At 73.5% G+C, this 17,931-nt stretch carries 14 protein-coding genes; 7 read left to right on the top strand and 7 right to left on the bottom strand.

The features are described 5' to 3' along the window. Positions 1–473 precede the first annotated feature (473 nt). The gene (locus tag IF02_RS0104950; protein ID WP_030154001.1) at positions 474–1,154 is read right to left on the bottom strand and encodes a response regulator; all 681 of its coding nucleotides are present in this window, start codon (positions 1,152–1,154) and stop codon (positions 474–476) included. After that, positions 1,151–2,545, bottom strand: coding sequence for a histidine kinase (locus tag IF02_RS0104945; RefSeq protein WP_051695784.1), 1,395 nt, complete (start codon positions 2,543–2,545; stop codon positions 1,151–1,153). The genes IF02_RS0104950 and IF02_RS0104945 overlap by 4 nt, the downstream gene beginning before the upstream one ends. Positions 2,546–2,628: 83 nt before the next feature. Here IF02_RS0104945 and IF02_RS0104940 point away from each other — a divergent pair, with 83 nt between their 5' ends. Together IF02_RS0104940 and IF02_RS0104935 are read left to right on the top strand one after the other, a co-directional pair. Next, the gene (locus IF02_RS0104940; RefSeq protein ID WP_030153999.1) at positions 2,629–3,576 is read left to right on the top strand and encodes an AEC family transporter; all 948 of its coding nucleotides are present in this window, start codon (positions 2,629–2,631) and stop codon (positions 3,574–3,576) included. A gap of 96 nt (positions 3,577–3,672) precedes the next feature. Further along, complete coding sequence (locus IF02_RS0104935) at positions 3,673–4,068, top strand: hypothetical protein (RefSeq protein ID WP_051695781.1); 396 nt, start codon at positions 3,673–3,675, stop codon at positions 4,066–4,068. Here the strand turns inward: IF02_RS0104935 and IF02_RS0104930 are convergent. Next, a complete protein-coding gene (locus IF02_RS0104930) occupies positions 4,022–4,942 on the bottom strand; it encodes a S1 family peptidase (RefSeq protein WP_030153997.1) in 921 nt (306 codons plus the stop codon). The genes IF02_RS0104935 and IF02_RS0104930 overlap by 47 nt on opposite strands. 11 nt (positions 4,943–4,953) lie before the next feature. Beyond that, the gene (locus tag IF02_RS0104925; protein WP_030153996.1) at positions 4,954–6,474 is read right to left on the bottom strand and encodes an FAD-binding oxidoreductase; all 1,521 of its coding nucleotides are present in this window, start codon (positions 6,472–6,474) and stop codon (positions 4,954–4,956) included. Between the two features lie 239 nt (positions 6,475–6,713). Here IF02_RS0104925 and IF02_RS0104920 point away from each other — a divergent pair, with 239 nt between their 5' ends. Continuing rightward, positions 6,714–7,847: a hypothetical protein gene (locus tag IF02_RS0104920; RefSeq protein WP_030153995.1), complete on the top strand. Its 1,134-nt coding sequence runs from the start codon at positions 6,714–6,716 to the stop codon at positions 7,845–7,847. 31 nt (positions 7,848–7,878) lie between these two features. Here the strand turns inward: IF02_RS0104920 and IF02_RS0104915 are convergent, their stop codons facing one another. Together IF02_RS0104915 and IF02_RS0104910 are read right to left on the bottom strand one after the other, a co-directional pair. Beyond that, positions 7,879–8,535 (bottom strand): class I SAM-dependent DNA methyltransferase, encoded by a 657-nt coding sequence (locus tag IF02_RS0104915; protein ID WP_030153994.1) that lies wholly within the window; start codon positions 8,533–8,535, stop codon positions 7,879–7,881. Between the two features lie 11 nt (positions 8,536–8,546). Continuing rightward, positions 8,547–10,097 (bottom strand): IucA/IucC family protein, encoded by a 1,551-nt coding sequence (locus tag IF02_RS0104910; protein ID WP_030153993.1) that lies wholly within the window; start codon positions 10,095–10,097, stop codon positions 8,547–8,549. 131 nt (positions 10,098–10,228) lie between these two features. Between IF02_RS0104910 and IF02_RS32160 the strand changes: the two genes are divergently transcribed. Next, on the top strand, positions 10,229–11,824 hold the full coding sequence (locus tag IF02_RS32160) for an IucA/IucC family protein (RefSeq protein WP_037835504.1): 1,596 nt from the start codon (positions 10,229–10,231) through the stop codon (positions 11,822–11,824). 40 nt (positions 11,825–11,864) lie between these two features. On the opposite strand, the gene IF02_RS0104900 is transcribed toward IF02_RS32160, so the two are convergent. After that, positions 11,865–13,505, bottom strand: a complete 1,641-nt coding sequence (locus tag IF02_RS0104900) for a S8 family serine peptidase (protein ID WP_078621877.1) — start codon at positions 13,503–13,505, stop codon at positions 11,865–11,867. Between the two features lie 225 nt (positions 13,506–13,730). Between IF02_RS0104900 and IF02_RS0104895 the strand changes: the two genes are divergently transcribed. The 3 genes from IF02_RS0104895 to IF02_RS0104885 all read left to right on the top strand — a co-directional run bounded on the left by IF02_RS0104895 (position 13,731) and on the right by IF02_RS0104885 (position 17,736). Continuing rightward, the gene (locus IF02_RS0104895) at positions 13,731–14,654 is read left to right on the top strand and encodes a SigB/SigF/SigG family RNA polymerase sigma factor (protein ID WP_078621876.1); all 924 of its coding nucleotides are present in this window, start codon (positions 13,731–13,733) and stop codon (positions 14,652–14,654) included. A gap of 221 nt (positions 14,655–14,875) precedes the next feature. Then, on the top strand, positions 14,876–15,940 hold the full coding sequence (locus tag IF02_RS0104890; RefSeq protein ID WP_037835502.1) for a quaternary amine ABC transporter ATP-binding protein: 1,065 nt from the start codon (positions 14,876–14,878) through the stop codon (positions 15,938–15,940). Further along, positions 15,940–17,736, top strand: a complete 1,797-nt coding sequence (locus tag IF02_RS0104885; RefSeq protein WP_030153988.1) for an ABC transporter permease/substrate binding protein — start codon at positions 15,940–15,942, stop codon at positions 17,734–17,736. Before IF02_RS0104890 ends, IF02_RS0104885 begins: the two co-directional genes overlap by 1 nt. The last annotated feature ends 195 nt before the right edge of the window (positions 17,737–17,931 follow it).

Here is a 17,931-nt window from a genome sequence, read left to right as displayed (position 1 = left end):
CGTTCCCGCATTGGGCCTGGCCGCTGCACGTCGTGGTGGTCTCGTCGCCCGAGCCTGAAAGCACGCTGGCCAGTGCCGCGATCACTGCTGCCACGAGAGGGATGACGATTGCTCCGATGATCCACTTAGCTTTGGGTGAAAGGCTCCCACCGGCGGGCCCAGCTCCGCCGCCGCTGCCTCCAGTGCCCCCAGCCCCACTGCTCATCTACCCGTCCTTCTGGATTTCGCCGATCACGTGCGTGGGAGTATCCAGCATGTGTGGCGACTCGATGCCCCGCTGTGCGTCTTGCGCGAACGAATTCGGCCTCGTTGACACGGCCGCAGGAGGGGGCTCAGTGCAGCCCGTTGTTCAGAAACCGCCCTGGTCGTTCCCCTTGCACGCAGCCAGAGCCCCGTGCGGGATTGAGGAACGAGGCTGTCCAGAACTGACCGGTTGCCGACCAGGGGAACTCGGCAGTCGGCTGGTGACGGCGTCAGCCGGAGTCGCCCGGCCGTACCAGTCCCGCCTCGTACGCGAAGATCACTGCCTGGGCGCGGTCGCGCAGGTCCAGCTTGGCCAGCACCCGACCGATGTGCGTCTTCACCGTCTGCTCGGCCAGCACCAGGTGCCCGGCGATCTCCTGGTTCGACAGCCCGCGCGCGATCAGCTCCAGCACCTCGGTCTCCCGCGGGGTCAACCCCTTCAGCCGCAGCGCCGGGTCCTTGCGCGGGGCCGGCCGCTGCTGGACGAAGTCCGCGATCAGCCGCCGGGTGACCGAGGGCGCGAGCAGCGCCTCGCCCGACGCGACCACCCGGACCGCGGCGATCAGATCGGCCGGCGGGGCGTCCTTCAGCAGGAAGCCCGAGGCGCCCGCGCGCAGTGCCTCGTACACGTAGTCGTCGATGTCGAAGGTGGTCAGCATCAGCACCTTCGGCCGGTGGACCACCCCCGGCGGCGGGCTGAGCAGCTCCCGGGCCGCCGACAGCCCGTCCATCTCCGGCATGCGCACGTCCATCAGCACCACGTCGGGATGCACGGTGCGCGAGACCTGCACCCCCTGCCGCCCGTCGGGTGCCTCGCCCACCACGTCGATGTCGGCCTGCGCCGACAGCAGGGCGGCGAACCCCGCCCGCACCATGGCCTGGTCGTCGACGATGATCACACGGATGGTCAACTGGCTTCCTCGGTCGGGTCGTTCGTCGGCTCGTTCGTCGGGTCGTTCGTCGGTTCGGCCAGGGGCAGGCGGGCCGCGACCCGGAAACCGCCGTCGGGCAGCGGACCGGTGTCCAGCGTCCCGCCCGTCAACCGTACGCGCTCCTGCATGCCGACCAGGCCGTGTCCGGTGCCCGGACTCCCCGGCTCCACCACGGCGTCCCGGGCCGCCGGGCCGTTCACCACCAGCACCAGGACCTCCTCGGCGTCGTGCGTCACCGAGACCCGGGTCCCGGCGCCCGGCGCGTGCCGCACCACGTTCGCCAGGGCCTCCTGCACGATCCGGTACGCCGACAGGTCCACGGCCGGCGGCGCCGCCCGCTCCGCCCCCGCCGCGAGCGACAACTCCACCGGCTGCCCGGCCCGTACGGTCGCCTCCACCAGCTGCTGGATCCGGCCGATCCCCGGCTGCGGGCCCAGCTCGCCCGCGCCGCCGGGCGCTCCGCCGTCCCCGTTCCCGCCGATCCCGCCGTTCGTCCCGTCGCTGCGCAGCACCGTCAGCAGCCGCCGCATCTCGCCCAGCGACTCGCGCGCACTGGCCGCGATCGCGGCGAACTCCTCCTGCACCGGCTCCGGCATGCCGGGCAGCCGGTACGGCGCGGAGTCCGCCTGCACGGTGATCACCGACATGTGGTGGGCCACCACGTCGTGCAGCTCCCGGGCGATCCGCGCCCGTTCCTCCAGCAGGGTCCGCCGGGCCCGCTCGGCCTCGCTGATGCTCTCCTGCTCGGCGATCCGCTGCTGCGCGTCGCCGATCCCGCGCAGCGCCCCCGTCACGGCGAGGAAGCTCCCGCTCAGTACGAAGAGCAGCGCGACCGTGGTGGTCACCCCGTCGGGTTCGAAGAAGCCGAGCACCACCCCGACGGCGCCCGTCACCAGCCACACCCCGATCAGCGTCCGGATCGACTCGCGCAGCCCCAGGCACACCATCAGCACCAGGTAGCCGACGATGCACATCGGGGTCCACGGCCAGGCGTGCCCGGCCACCTCGTCGGCGTGCGCCAGCACCACCGCCCCGACCGTGTCCGCGACCAGGACCAGGGCCCACGCGGGCAGCGGCCGTGTCACCGCCAGCAGCAACGGCACGGTCTGGGCCACGCCCAGCGCCCCCGCCCAGCCGCCGCCCGCCTTGTAGTCGTTGGTCAGCACGGCGATGGTCGTCGGCAGCAGCGACACCACGAAGATGCCGACGACCGCGTACGGCAGCATCCGCTGCCAGGCCTTCGGCGCCTGCGCGAACAGCGGCTCCGCCGCCCGCGCGGGGGTGCGCAGCACCACCGTGAACCGCATCGGCGCCCGGGACCCCTTCGCGGGGGCCGGCGTACGGGGGCGGGCTTCGTCGCGATCGCTCATGATCGGACCAGCCTATGCTCCGCGGGCGCTCCAGGAAGGCAGGAGTACGCTGCTCACGGTCGATCACGGGGGAGCCGGTACGCATGGGCACGGCAGCAGCACTAGAGAAGCTCGTACCGGTGCTGCTGGCCTTCGGCGGAGGCGTACTGCTCGCCCGCCGCAAAGCCGTCCCGGCCGAGGCCTCCAAGGCCTTCGCCGACTACGCCTTCCTCTTCGCGGTCCCCTGCTACCTCTTCGGCAACATCTACGGCAGCGACCTCGGCGCCCTGTTCAACTGGCACGCGATCGGCGCCTACGCCGCGGCCGCCGCACTCGCCGTACTCGTCATATCCTTCGCCTCGGGCGCCCGGGGCATACGGGATCCCCGCGACGTCGCGCTGCGCGTGATGGCCGGAGTCCAGGTGAACACCGCCTACTTCGCCGTCCCCGTGTTCATCACCTTCTTCGGGACGGCCGCGCCGATCTTCCCCGTCCTGCTCTTCCAGGTCTGCGTGCTCTCCCTCGTCGTCATCTCCATCATGGAGCTGGGCCGCGCCGGCCCTGCCGCGGGCGGCCCCGGGCAGCGGCTCTCGCGGGCCGTCGGCGCCTCGCTCGCCACCCCGGTGGTCCTGGCCTGCAACGCCGGGATCGTACTCAACCTCCTCTCGGTGCACCTCCCGAAGGTGGTCCTGGACGGGGCCTCCTTCGTCGGCGACAGCGCCTCGCCGATCGCCCTGTTCGCCCTCGGCCTCCACCTCGGCGGCGTGGGGCTGGACGTCCGGGGCACCTCCCGCGAGGAGATGGCCCTCATCGCCTTCAAGTGCCTGGCCTTCCCGCTGCTGGCCTGGGCGGTGTGCGGGGTGCTGTTCGGCGTGCGGGGGGAGTGGCTGACGTACCTCGTCCTGATCGCCGCGATGCCCACCCCGCAGAACCTGTTCGTCTTCGCCCAGCGCTACGACGTGGGCGTGGACCTCTCCGCCTCACTGGTGATCAAGAGTTCGGTGGTCTCCCTGCTGCTGCTCCCGCTCTGGCTGCAGACGGTGGCCGGCTGACGGAGCCGGAGCCGGAGCCGAAGCCGAAAGGCAGAGCCGAACCGGCGGCCCGCCGTACGTTCCGTTCCCCGCGGGGGCTTCGGTCGTTGACCCGGCATGGAGCTGCTGCCGACCATCGCGGCGCCGGGCGTCGGTGAACGGGCCGACGCCGCGGCCGATGCCGCCTGCCACCTCTACGACGCCGTCGCCCCCTGGAGCTCCGCCGAGCCCGGCGGGTGGAGCCGTACGGCGGCCGAGGACGCCGCCGAGACCATCGAGACCACCGCGCACGCGCTCGCGCACGCCCATCCGCGCGCCGAGGTCCTCCTGGCCCCGGTCCACGCCGCCCTCGCCGACCTGCGCCGCCAGCTCGGGCTGCCGCCCGCCGACCAGCTGACCGCCGACGGGATCCCGGCGACCCCGCGCTCGGTGGGCAACCCCCGCCGCACCCGCTGGGTGCGGGTGCTCACGCCGCCTTTGCCCCGGCAACCGCCTGCTCGTACAACTTCTTGATCTCCGGGCCGAAGTACGAGCTGTACGAGGTGTCGGCGGTGTCCCCGCCCGTCTTCCAGCCGCCGATGACCCCGACGACGTCCCCGGTCTCGGTCACCTTGTCGTAGTTCTTCAGGAAGGGGCCGCCGCTGGTCCCGCCCGGGTACCCGGTGCAGTCGATCCGCAGGAACGATCCGGGGATCCCCGGATCGCTGCTGGTGAACTTGGTCGTACGGTTCACGCACAGCCGCGGGCGTGCGGCCGATGCCGGATAGCCGATCAGCGACACCTTCGCGTGCTCGTAACCGGCGCCGGTGACCAGGCGGTTGCCGCCGACCACGTCCTCGACGGGGAACCCGTCGGCGTCCGGCCCGACCTGTGCGAAGGCCACGTCGAGCGTGGCTCCCTTGTCGGCGCCCAGGCTCTTGTAGCGGGGGTCGATCCACACCTTGGACTTTCCGTCGGCGGCCCGCAGCACCGGGAACATCCCGTACGGCTGCGGATTGTCCGCCGTGTACAGCGGTACGAAGGCCACCTGGCGGGCGTCGGTGCCGAGCAGGCAGTGCGCCGCGCTGAGCACCAGGTCGCGGCCGGGGGAGGCGACCACGCTCGCGGTGCAGAAGTACGCGCCGCCGCCCTTCATCACGAACATCCGGCCGACGACCGGGATCCCGTCGAAGTCCTGGCCGGTGCCGGGGTCCGTGGCCGCGACCGCCGACGCAGGGGTCATGGGGGCCGCTGACGCCATCCGGTCGGCCGTCCAGAAGGTCTCCGCCTCGCTGGCGGACCACCGGCCGGGCGGTGGCAGGGCGCTCCCGGCCTCGGCCACCGGCAGCGGTCCGGCCGGCAGCAGCAGGGCGGCCGTCGCCGCCGCCACGGTCAACGTACGTCGCATGTCGAGCTCCTCTAGATGGCCTGCGGGAAGCGGAACAGCCGGTCCGGGTCGTAGGCGCGCCGGACCTCTTCGAGGCGGGCGAGGTTCGGCCCGTAGTACGCCTCGCGCCAGGCGGGCAGTTTGGGATCGATGTAGTTCTGGTACGCGCGGCCGCCCGCCCAGGGGCGCAGGTCCTGCCACAGCCCGTCGAGCCAGCGCTGGTGCGCGGCCACCTGCGCGGGCGTCGCGGAGGCGGGCCAGTAGGCGAGGTACTGCGTGAGGAAGGCGCTGTCGCGGTGCACGAACGCGGTGTCGGCCGCCGCCGGCCGGTTCACCGCCCCGCCGCATTCGCCGGTGAACTGGACGACTCCGAGCCCGCCGGCCGGCACGGTCCGCCCGTAGCCCCGTACGGCGGCCAGCACGGCGGCGACGCCCGCGTCGGGCAGCCCGGCGCCGCCCCAGAAGTCGGAGCGACCGGCGTAGGAGTCCCGGCCGGTCCGGCCCTCGGGGGTGCGGCCGGGCAGGGTGCCGGGCAGATGGCACTGCGCGGCGCTCTGCTCCAGGCACCCCGACATGGCCCGCAGGGTCTCCTCGTAGCTGCGTACGACGGTCCAGCTGTCCCGCAGCGGCCTGCCGACCAGGTCGGACAGGCGGGTCAGCTGCCGGTCCAGCTCGGCGCGCCCGTCGAAGCACAGGACGCGTACGGCGGGGGCCGGGGCCGGGCCGGCTTCGATCAGGAACTCGACCTGGCTCCAGAACGGGTCGGGGAGGCCGGCCAGCCAGCGCTGCCAGCCGCGCAGGAGGGCTGCGGAGTCGGCTTCGGGCCAGTGGAGTTCGGCGTAGGCGCAGTCGGCGGCCGGGTGGGTGCGGAAGCGGAACTCGGTGACCACGCCGAAGTTGCCGCCCCCGCCGCCGCGCAGGGCCCAGAACAGCCCCGGGTCACGGGTGGCGTCGACCTCGCGCACGACGGCGTCGGGGGTGACGACGGTGGCGCCGGTGAGGGCGTCGGAGGTGGTCCCGTGGGCGCGGGAGGCGAGGCCGAGCCCGCCGCCCAGGGTGAGTCCGGCGATCCCGACGGTGGGGCACAGGCCGGTCGGGACGGCGAGGCGCTGCGCGGCGAGGGTCCGGTTGACGTCGCCGAGCCGGGCTCCGGCGCCGATCCGCACGCCGGCCGCCCCATCGACGGCGAGTTTGGCCATGGCGCCGACGTCGACGACGAGCCCGCCGGCGCAGGTGGACCAGCCGGCGTAGCTGTGGCCGCCGCCGCGCGGTACGACGGGGACGGCGGAGCGACGGGCGAAGTCCAGGCATACGGCCACGTCGGCGGCGTGCGCGGGGTAGGCCACCGCGCCCGGCGCGACCGTGTCGTAGCGGGGCTGGAACAGCTGCCGGGCCTCCGGGTAGTCGGGGTCGCCCGGCAGCACCACCCGCCCGTCGATCCCGCGGGCGAGCGCCGCCCAGTCGGGGCCGCGGGCGGGCGCCGCCGCGACGGTGAAGGCGGCCAGCACGGCTGCGGGAGCGCTGCCGAGCAACTGGCGGCGGTGGAGGCTCATCCCTCCTTCCTGCCATCGCCCGGCCCGATCGCGGCGAAGGCGGGCCCAGGGGGACTGCGCTGCCCCCCGAACGGCCCACGCGACGAGGGCGTGCGTCTCGTCGTGTGGTTCGACTGCCGACGGGCGGCGGGTCCGGGGGTACTCGGGAGGTGCCCGACGAGACGGGTGGCGGGGGAGCGCAAGGGTACGGTTCGAACCCCTGGGCTGCGACGGGGCCGTGAGGTGAGTACGGTCTGCCCATGCAGATCGACGGAGCCGGCAGGCAGCAGCGGGGGCATGTTCTTCTCATAGCGGGCGACGCCGCCGTACGGCGGCGGGCCGTTCAGGTCGCGCCCAGTGCGAATCTGGCCGCGCTCGGAGTGCTGCCGGCGTCCGCGCTGTTGAACAGCCACGTCCCCAGTGACACCACGTACCTCGACGGGGTCAGGGATCCCAACACCGTGCTGATGCGGCTGCGCGCCGCCGCGGCGACCCCCGGGCCGCTGCTCGTCTACCTCTCCGGCCGGCTCACGCTCGACCGCCGCGGGCACGGCCTGCACCTCGCGCTCGCGGGAACCACGGCCTCCACCGTCCGCTACACGGCCCTGCCGTGGGACTGGCTGGGGACCGAGCTCGCGGCCCGCCCCACCGGCCCGACCACGGTGGTGCTCGACCTCGTCGCGGACAAGTCCGCCTGGCCGGTGCTCCAGGAGTACGGGAGCCTGCCCGCATCACCCTCCGCCGAGGTGTACGGGGTGGTCGTGCCGCCCGCCTTCGCCGGCGGGCCGCAGCAGGTGAGCGCGTACACCCGGCACTGGATCGACCAGCTGCGCCGCAGTCCCACCCGCCCCGCCAACCTGCAACTGCACGCCTTCGCCGTCGGAGCCGCCGCCCTGCCGCCCGGCACCCTCGTCCTGCCCGCCACGCGCGAACTCAGCGCGTCCGCAGCCCAGCAGGCGCCGCAGGAGCAGGTTCCCGACCCGCGCCCGCACATCCACGCCCTCGCCTCCGGCGGCCGGCACCAGGAGGCGGCCACCCTCGCCCAGGCCTGGGAGCAGCACGTACTCCAGACCCACGGCCACACCTCGCCCGAGGCCACCCACTGGGCCGAGATCCGGGCCGACCTCGCCCGGATGGCCGGAAACTACCGCTCGGCGACCCAGCTCTGGATCAACGCCGGGCACACCCGCCTGGAACACCAGGCGCCGGACGCCCCCGAGGTCCTCGCGGCCGCGGCGGGCGCCCTGTACTGCTGGACCCAGCTCAAGGACCAGGCGGCGGCCCGCGATTCCGGCCCCGAACTCGTCCGCCTGCTGCGCGCCCTGCCGAGCCTCGAACCGAGGCTCCTGCGGCTGACCCAGCAGCGGCTGGAGGTGCTGGAGGGCAGCCGCTAGCCGGGCTGCCCAGAGCCGCTGGCCGGACGCTTCAGGAGCGCTTGCGGGCCAGGAGGAAGGCCTGGGGGGACTTCTCCTGGTCCGCGGGCTGCCGCACCAGGCGGGCCACTTCCTCCAGGCCCGCCCCGGCGAGCAGGCCGGCGATCAGCTCCGGCGGGGTCCAGTACACGTCCAGCTCGACGGGGTGTCCGTACGCGTGCTCCAGCCGGATCTTCTCGTCGCCCGCCTTGAACGCGATGAGCAGGTGGCCGCCCGGCGCCAGTACGCGGGCGAACTCCGCGAACAGCGGCGGCAGTTCCCCCGGCGGGGTGTGCACCGTCGAGTACCAGGCGAGCACCCCGCCGAGCACCCCGTCCGCCACGTCAAGCGCCGCCATCGAGCCCACCTCGAAGCGCAGCCCCGGATAGGTCCGCCGGGCCACCGCGACCATCGCCGGGGACAGGTCGACGCCGAAGGCCCGTACGCCGAGCCCGTCCAGATGGGCCGTCACCCGCCCCGGGCCGCAGCCCAGGTCCGCGACGGCCCGGGCCGCGCCGCCCGCGTCGCCGCGCACGCACTCGGCGAAGGCCGCCAACATGGCCCGGTCCAGCGGCTTGTGCGCCAGCTCCGTGCCCAGGAGCCGGGCGTAGTCGACGGCGACGGCGTCGTACGACGCCCGTACGGAGTTCAGGTCCGAAGTCTCCTTCATGCCCTCGGACCCTATCCCGCCCGCCCCCGCCCGTCGGCCCCGGCCAGCGGATTGTCCAGCTCCGCCCACTGGTCGCCCGGGATTCCGGGGCTCAGCCGCATCAGCGTCAGGGCCTTGGTCGGCAGCGGCGCCGTCAGCAGGGCCTCGGTGTCGGCGGTGGCCGGGAGCCCGGCGGCCTCGGCCAGCGCCTCGCCGAAGGCCGCCGCCGAGCCCGCCGTGGCCCCCAGGGTCCCGGTCAGCAGGGAACCGAACAGCTTGCGCCGCAGCACGGTCACGTCGTCGGTGACCAGCCTGCCCGAGAGCGTCGGCACCGGCAGGCCGTGCCGGGCGAGCCGCTCCGGGCTGATCCGGATGTCGGCGAGATCGCGGTAGACCAGCCGCAGCGGGGCCCCCGTCGCGGACAGCACGACGAGCAGGTTCTGGCCGTGCGCCTCCAGCGCCACCCCGAGGTCCAGCACCCGCAGGCACACCGAGAGCGCGAGGCGGGCGAACTCGGCCCGCCAGGCCGCCGAACGCGCGAACGGCGCCCCGCCCAGCGCCGCCACCGGTACGACCCGCTCGCCCGCCGCAGCGTCCGCGTACACCTCGGGCGGCTCGCGCAGCACCGCCGCCAGGTCGGGGCTGTGCGCGTTCGCGGCGCCCAGGGTGCGGGTGATGTGCAGCTGCCCGTCGAGCCGCTCCGACAGGGCCTGCGCGAAGGCGGAGACCGCGGCGGCCGTCTCGATCGAGTACTCCGAGATGTCCCGCACGGAGGAGGTCAGCCGGGTGCTCAGCGCCGTCTTGACGTGTGCGCCGCCCGCCGCGGGGGCGAGGGTGCGCAGGGCCATCAGGGGATGCGCCGCGAAGCCGGGGCGCATCGCCCCGGCCGCACCCCGGCCCGTCTGTTTCAGGACGTGTTCCGCCTGCCACGGGTGCACCGGCAGCAGCAGCCGGCCACCGTCCCGCAGCCCGGCCGGCCACGCGCCCGTGACCAGGCACTCCTCGGCCCGTACGGCGACCAGCCCGAGCTCGACCAGCGGCCGGTGCTCCGGCGCGTACGCCAGCTGCTCCGCCACCGAGAATCCGGGACGGGAGCGGCAGTTGGGGTGGTACGGATGGCCGTCGACCACCCGCTGCTCCCACTCCCAGGCGGCCTGCGCAGGCGCCTCCTGCGCGGCCGGCTGCCCGGCCCGGGACAGCGCGAGCGAGGCCGTGCTGTCGTCCAGCTCGGCGGCGAAGGCGTCCCCGTGCGGCACCCCCAGCGCCGCCACGAGCCGCCCGGCCTGCCGGTACGGGATGCCGTCGAGCAGCACCTCGTGGACGTACGGGTCGGTGGCGTACGGGTCCGGCGGCGGGCCCTCCAGGCGGCTGCCGCCGGAGAGCCGGAGCGTCAGGCCGCCGGGCCCGCGCTCGCGGCGCTCCACCCACGGCAGCGGCTCGAAGGCCAGCGCCCGCCAGAGCCGGGTCAGCACGGCGGCCCGGGCGCCGTCGAGCGCGGCGCCGTAAGCGGAACCGAGGGCTGGGCGCACCTCGGCCAGTTCGGCGGACACGGCCTCTTCGGCCGGGGAGGCGGGGAGGTTCATGCTGGGGTGCAGGGCCCTGTTCCTCTCACGGGACTCTCACGGGTCTCTCAAGGGTGACGTGATGATCACGTCATCATCGCGGATACTGAAGATCACGGCCGGAGGTACGCCCCGCGACCCCGGCACTTGGGATGGACCGAATGGAATCCGTGGACCTCAACGCCGCAGCCGACGCGTACGCCGCCACCCCCCTGCTGAACTGCCTGCTGCGGGAAGCGGCCGACCCCGCCGAGGAGCTCTCCACCGCGCCGGACGACGGCTGGTCGGTCCACCGGCTGCGCGGCAGCGGCCGGCTCCTGCGCGTACGGGGCCCGCGCCGGGCGCTGCGCCCCGAGCTGCCCACGGCGGACGGCTGGCATCCGCTCAGCCACACCGAGCTGGTCAAACTGACCGCCGACGAACTGCACCGGTACACGGGCGTCCCGAACGACGAGCTCCCGGTCGAGATCGCCGACAGCCGCGAGGCCGTCGCCGCGCTGCTGGCCGCCCGCGCCGCGGCCGCGCCCCCGCAGGACCCGTACGTCCTCTCCGAGCAGTCCCTGGTCATGGGACACCCGTACCACCCCGCCCCCAAGGCGCGGGGCGGCGCGCCCGCCGCGAGCTGGCTTCCGTACGCGCCGGAGGCGTACGCCCGCCACCCGCTGGTCTTCCTGGGGCTGCGCGAGGACCAGGTGGCCGAGGAGGGCGGGCCGGCCGCCGCCGACGCGATCGACGCGCTGGCCGGGCTGCTCGACGGGCCGCGCCCGCCGGCCGGATACCGGCTGCTGCCCGCGCATCCCTGGCAGCTGGACCTGGCCGGCGGCTCGGCGGCCCTGCGCACGGCCTTCGCCGACGGGCGGCTGCTGCGCCTGGGCCCGGGCCGCCGGACGGTCCGGCCGACGGCATCGATCCGCACGCTGTACGTGCCGGGTGAGGCGGACCTCTTCGTCAAGTTCAGCCTGGATGTCCGGATCACCAACGACGTGCGCCGGCTGTGGCGGCACGACCTGCTGAAGCTGCGCCGTACGGACGCCGCGGTCGCGGCCGGATTCGCCGATCTGCGGCGCCGCGGGTCGAACGCGGTCTGGCTCGCCGACCGCGGCTACCGGACCGCGTCCTTCGCCTTCGAGGAACTCGCCGTCCTGGTCCGCGACGGACTCCACGCGCAGCTGGAGCCGGGGGCCACGCCGCTCGCGTCCGCCGCGCTCGCGGAGGGGTTCGCCGGCAGTCCGCTGGCCGCGACGGCCGATCCGGCCGGCTGGTGGCGGGCGTACCTGCGCCATGTCGTGCCGCCCGTACTGGACTTGTTCGCCCGGCACGGCGTCGTACTGGAGGCGCACCTGCAGAACACCCTCGTGGCGGTCGACGCCCAGGGCGTCCCGGTACAGGCGCTGTTCCGGGACGCGGAGGGGGTGAAGCTGCTGCCGGAGACGGAGCGCGCGGCCGCCTGGCAGCGGCTGGTCTACTGCCTGGTCGTCAACCACCTCACGGAGGTCGCGGGGGCCCTCGCCGAGGCGCATCCGGGCACGGCCGCCGGGGTGTGGCCTGCGGTGCGCGAGGAGTTCCTGCGCTACGACGCGGAGCACGGCCTGCCCGAGATCGCGGAGCTCCTCTCGGCCCCCTCCCTCCCGGCCAAAACGAATCTGCTGCTCCGCTGGACCCGCGCCGACGGCGCGGCCGCCCGCTACGTCCCCCTCCCGAACCCGCTGCGGGGACAGGGGCGTCCGGTGGATCAGGCCCGGCCCTGATCCGCCGGACACCCCTGGGCCGTCACCCGGAGCCGGACCTTCAGAAGCGCAGGGCCCATGCGTCGACGTAGCCGGTGTAGCCCGCGAAGGCGTCGTACACCCGCAGTTTCCACACGCCGTTGGCGGTCTCCGACGAGGCGTCGATCGCGTACACCCCTCGCAAGTCGGCCTCGCCCCAGCCGGTGTAGCTGTCCTTGATCTGGTACACCGTGCCGTCGGGCGCGACCACATCGACCTGGAGGGTGCCGGAGTCCGGGTGCCTGATGTCGAGCTCCACGTCCAGCTGCGCGGGCGCGTGCCCGGGGATCCCGCTGACCGTGAGCGGGGATTCGACCGGTTCCAGGTCCTCGACCGGGTAGTCCGAGGTGTTCGCGAAGCGCGGCCCGGGCACCCGGTTCGGCGCCGTCCCCACGTACAGGAGCCGGTCGGGCGAGCCCGGTCCGGGGTCGATCACCGATCCGGTCGTGGCCGCCGCCGTCAGGGCTCCCGCGACCTGGGCGGACGTGGCCGTACGGTGGTCGGCGAGGTAGAGCGCGGCCGCGCCCGCCACGTGCGGGGAGGCCATCGAGGTGCCGGACATGGCGGTGCTCCAGTCGTCTCCCCAGAAGACCGCCGAGGTGATCGAGTCGCCCGGGGCGAACAGGTCCACCAGGGGCCCGTGGTTGGAGTACGAGGCGCGCGCGTCGCGGTCGTTGGTCGCCCCGACCGTGAGCGCCGCGGGCACCCGGGCGGGGGAGTGGGTGGAGGCGTCCGCGCTCTGGTTGCCCGCTGCGACCGCGTAGGTGATGCCGGAGGCGATGGAGTTCCGTACGGCGGCGTCCAGCACGTCGTCGGGGTCGCCGCCCAGGCTCATGTTGGCTACGGCGGGCTTCACGGCATTGCGGGTGACCCAGTCGATCCCGGCGACCACCTGCTCCGTGGTGCCCTGGCCCGACCAGTCGAGCACCCGGACGGACACGAGCTTCGCCTTCTTCGCGACGCCGTACGTCGTGCCCGCGAGGGTCCCGGCGACGTGCGTGCCGTGCCCGTGCAGGTCGTCGGCCTCGTAGTCGTCGTCGATGGCGTCGTACCCGTACGAGGCGCGCCCGCCGAAGTCCTGGTGGCTGATGTTGACGCCGGTGTCGATGACGTACGCGGTCACACCCTGCCCGGCCGAATCCGGATACGTGTAGCTCCCGTCGAGCGGGAGCCTGCGCCGGTCGATCCGGTCGACGCCCCAGGACGGCGGCTCCGGCTGGGTGGCGTCGAGCCGCAGTCTCCGGTTCTGCGCGACCTCGGCGACGGCGGGGTCCGCGGCGAGCCGGCGGGCTTGGCGCTCCGACAGTTCGACGGAGTAGCCGTTGAGGGCGGCGTCGTAGGTCCGGCGGATCGTGCCGCCGAAGCGTGTGACCACGGACCGGCCCTGTGCCGTACGGGCGCCGGCGCGGGCCGGGTCCAACAGGACGAGGTAGCTGCCGGCGACGGCTCCTGGCGCTCCGGCGTACCGGACGGTCCCTTCGGGCGGACTCGCGGCCGAGGCCCCGGTGTTCGCGCCGAGGGCGAGTGCCGCGGCGAGGGCCAGGACGGCCCCGCACCGCCGCAATCCCGACCGCCGTAATCCATGTGACCCATGTAACCCGTGTGATCTGCGCAATCCATGTGATCTGCGCAACCCCTGTGATCCATGCCATGTCTTGAGCATTCGGGTCGAATCCCCCCTTGAGCCGTCCGCTCAGACTGGGGGCGCCCAGGGGCCCCGCACAAGGCTGTTCACACAGGAGGACCAGACCCGCCGGTCGCGCGCGTGCGCGCGTGTAAGCGGACGGCCGCATTTCCGGCAATTCTTGACGTACAAGCTGAAAGAGACCACCATCTACGGCAGTCAAGGTCCCGCGCCGCAAGCCGACAAGCCCAAGGAGCGAACCCCATGCCCGCCTTTGCCCCGTCCTCCAGTTCCGAAACCGCCGCAGTCGTTCCCCGTCCGCGCCGCGACAGCCACGCCGCCCGGATCGCGGACCTGCCGCGGATCGAGGAGCCCAGGGAGGTGGCTCCCGCAGATGCGAGGGAGCTGTCACGGGTGTTCTTCCGGCGGCTGCGCGAACTGCCCGAGGGCACGCCGGAACACCAGTACGTCCGGAACGCGCTCATAGAGATGAACGCCTCACTCGTCCAGTACGCCGTCCGCCGTTTCCGCGGCCGGGGTGACGGAGGCGACATCGAGGACCTCGTCCAGGTCGGCGCCATCGGCCTGATCAAGGCCATCGACCGGTTCGACCCGGCTCTCGAGAACGAATTCGCCACCCTCGCCATGCCGTACATCACAGGCGAGATCAAACGGCACTTCCGTGACACCTCCTGGGCGGTGCGCGTCCCGCGCCGGCTCCAGGAGCTGCGCATCGACATCGCCCAGGCGAAGGAGCAGCTGACCACCGCCCTCGACCGCGCGCCGACGGTCGCGGACCTCGCCGGCCACCTCGACCTCACGGAGGAGGAGGTCATAGAGGGTCTCGTCGCCGCCAACGGCCACACCACCGGCTCCCTGGACGCCCCTCACACGGAGCGCGGCGACGGCTCGACCGACGGCCACACCCTCGCCGACGTCATGGGCGAGGAGGAGCCTGCCCTGGAGCGGGTCGAGGACATCCAGACCCTCGCGCCGCTGCTCGAACAGCTCTCGGACCGGGAACGCCGGATGCTGCGGATGCGCTTCGGCGAGGAGCTCACCCAGGCGCAGATCGGCGCCGCGCTCGGCATCTCGCAGATGCAGGTCTCGCGCCTGCTGACCCGCATCCTCGCCCACCTGCGCGCCTCCATGCTGGAGGACCCGGAGCCGGACACACCCCAGGCCTGACCCGGACACCGTGCTGCGCCCTCCCCGGACCTCCGGCGTGAGGTGGATCACCTCGGCGTTTACCCCGGAGGAGCCTGGGCACCCGCGGATCCGGAGCGGACCCTTCCGCCGGCCGTCACGCGGCCGGCCCGGGTGCGGGCGGATCCCGTACCGCTCCACGGCCTGCGCCCGGCCCCACCGGCCGGGCGCAGGCCGTTCCCGGTACGACCCGCGAGGTGTATGTGTCCACGCTCCAGGCCGAGCACGTTTACAAGGTGTTCGGAAGACGACCCGGCGACGCCGCCACCGCGGTCCGCGCGCTCCGAGCCGGCGCCGACCGCGACGAGCTGCGCGCAGACGGTACGACGGCCGCTGTGATCGACGCCTCATTCCGCGTCGAGCCCGGCGAGATCTTCGTCGTCATGGGTCTGTCGGGGTCCGGCAAGTCCACGCTGCTGCGCATGCTGAACGGACTGCTCGAACCCACCGAGGGGCGCATCCTCTTCGACGGCCAGGACCTCACCTCCCTCTCCAGGCGTGAGCTGCGCCACGTCCGCTCCACCAAGATCAGCATGGTCTTCCAGCACTTCGCGCTCTTCCCGCACCGCAGCGTGCTCGAGAACGCCGCCTACGGGCTGGAGGTGCAGGGCGTCGCCCGCGACGAGCGCCTGCGCCGCGCCGCCGAGGCGCTGGAGCTGTGCGGGCTCGCCGGCTGGGAGGCCTCCTGGCCCGACGAGCTCTCCGGCGGCATGCAGCAGCGTGTCGGCCTGGCCCGCGCCCTGGCCACGGACGCCGACCTGCTCCTGATGGACGAGTCCTTCAGCGCGCTGGACCCGCTGATCCGCCGCGACATGCAGGACCAGCTGCTGGAGCTCCAGCAGCGGCTCAAGAAGACCATCGTGTTCATCACCCACGACCTCAACGAGGCCATGCGCCTCGGCGACGGCATCGCCGTCATGCGCGACGGCCGCATCGTCCAGCAGGGCACCGCGGAGGACATCCTGACCCGCCCCGCCGACGACTACGTCGCCTCCTTCATCCAGGACGTCGACCGCTCGCGCGTGCTCACGGCCGACGCCGTGATGACCGAGCCCGCGGCCGGCGCCGCCCGCGCCTGCGGCTGCCCCAGCGTCACCGCCGACACCCCGATCGCCGACCTGTGCGCGGTCAGCGCCCGCGTCCCGCACCCCGTCGCCGTCACCGACGGCGCCGGGGTCGTCGTGGGCTCCGTACCGCAGGACCGCCTCGTCGCCTTCATCGGCGACGAACAGCGCGACCGGGTGCGCTGCGCGGAGGTGGCCGCCTGATGCCCCGCCTGCACCTCGGCGCCTGGGTCGACAGCGGTGTCGACTTCCTCCAGCGCCACCTGTCCTGGCTCTTCGACGCCATCAGCGCGCTCGTCACCGGCCTGTACGACGGCATCCACGCCGTGCTCGACGCGCCCGCCCCGCTGCTGTTCGCCGGCATCCTCGCCGTCGGCGCCTGGTGGCTGCGCGGGCTGCTCGCCGGGCTCCTCGCCTTCGCGGGCTTCGCACTCGTCGACTCCGTCGACCTGTGGTCCGACGCGATGTCCACGCTCTCGCTGGTCCTCGTCGCGACCCTCGTCACCCTCGTGTTCGCGGTCCCGCTCGGGATCTGGGCCTCCCGGTCCGACCGGGTCAGCGCCGTCCTGCGGCCCGTCCTGGACTTCATGCAGACCATGCCGGCCATGGTCTACCTGATCCCCGGCATCATCTTCTTCGGCGTGGGCGTGGTGCCGGGCATCATCGCGACCATCATCTTCTCGCTGCCGCCCGGCGTACGGATGACCGAGCTCGGCATCCGCCAGGTCGACGCGGAACTCGTCGAGGCCGCCGACGCCTTCGGGACCACCCCGCGCGACACCCTCGTGCGCGTCCAGCTGCCGCTGGCCCTGCCCACCATCATGGCGGGCATCAACCAGGTCATCATGCTGGGCCTGTCCATGGTCGTCATCGCCGGCATGGTCGGCGGCGGCGGGCTCGGCGGCGCCGTCTACCGGGCCATCGGCAACGTCGACATCGGCCTCGGCTTCGAGGCGGGCATCTCCATCGTCATCCTCGCCATGTACCTGGACCGGATGACCGGGGCGCTGGGCCGCCAGGTCTCCCCGATCGGCCGGCGGACGCTCGCCAAGGCGCAAGCCGCCGCGAGCGGCGCCGCCAAGCTGTGGAACCACCGCCCCCAGCCCGCCTACGCCGTCACCGGCGCCGTGGTCCTCGCCCTCGTCGCGGGCGGCCTGAACACCTTCGGCGGCTCCGGGCAGCCGGCCGCCGGCGGAGCCGGGGCCGACGCCGTCGGCAAGGGCCGCAAGATCAGCATCGGCTACATCCCCTGGGACGAGGGCATCGCCTCGACCTACCTGTGGAAGGAGCTCCTGGAGCGCCGCGGCTTCCAGGTGGAGGCGAAGCAGCTGGAGCTCGGCGCCCTGTTCACCGGGCTCGCGGGCGGCCAGGTCGACTTCCAGACCGACGCCTGGCTGCCGGTCACACAGGCCCAGTACTGGGAGAAGTACGGGAACAAGCTGGACGACCTGGGCTCCTGGTACGGGCCCACCTCCATCGAGCTGTCCGTCCCCTCCTACATGAAGGACGTCACCTCCCTCGCCGACCTCAAGGGCAAGGGCGACCGGTTCAAGGGCCGGATCATCGGCATCGAGCCGAGCGCCGGCGCGATGGGGATCCTGAAGGGCAAGCTGCTCAAGGAGTACGGCCTGGAGGGCGAGTACCAGGTCGTCGACGGATCGACCCCCGGCATGCTCGCCGAGTTGAAGCGGGCCTACGAGAAGCAGGAGCCGGTGGCGGTCGTGCTCTGGTCGCCGCACTGGGCGTACGCCTCGTACGACCTGAAGAAGCTCGAGGACCCCAAGGGGGCCTGGGGCAAGGGCGACGGCATCCACACCCTGGCCCGCAAGGGCTTCGCGGCGGACGAGCCCGAAGTGGCCTCCTGGCTGCGCTCGTTCAAGCTGACCGAGGCCCAGCTGACCGGCCTGGAGGCGAAGATCCAGGAGGCGGGCAAGGGCAAGGAGCAGCAGGCCGTCCGCGGCTGGCTGAAGGAGCACCCGGAGGTCGCGAAGGCCGCGTGATCGCGGCACGGCGGTGAAGGCGCCGGCGGTCGGTGGAGCGTACGTCTCCACCGACCGCCGGCGCCTTCGTCCGCCCGGGCGGACGGACGGTGCGGCGGGTCCGCACCGGGAACGCACCCCTGACCAGCCGGGATCCTGGAGGATCGGGCCCGTGCCGCGAAGGGGCGGGCCATGGCACAGTGCGTGGGACACCAC

Source organism: Streptomyces sp. NRRL S-244, assembly GCF_000717915.1.
Lineage (GTDB): Bacteria > Actinomycetota > Actinomycetes > Streptomycetales > Streptomycetaceae > Streptomyces.
Note: the sequence above shows the minus strand (reverse complement) of the source record. Positions and strands in the feature narration are given on the sequence as shown.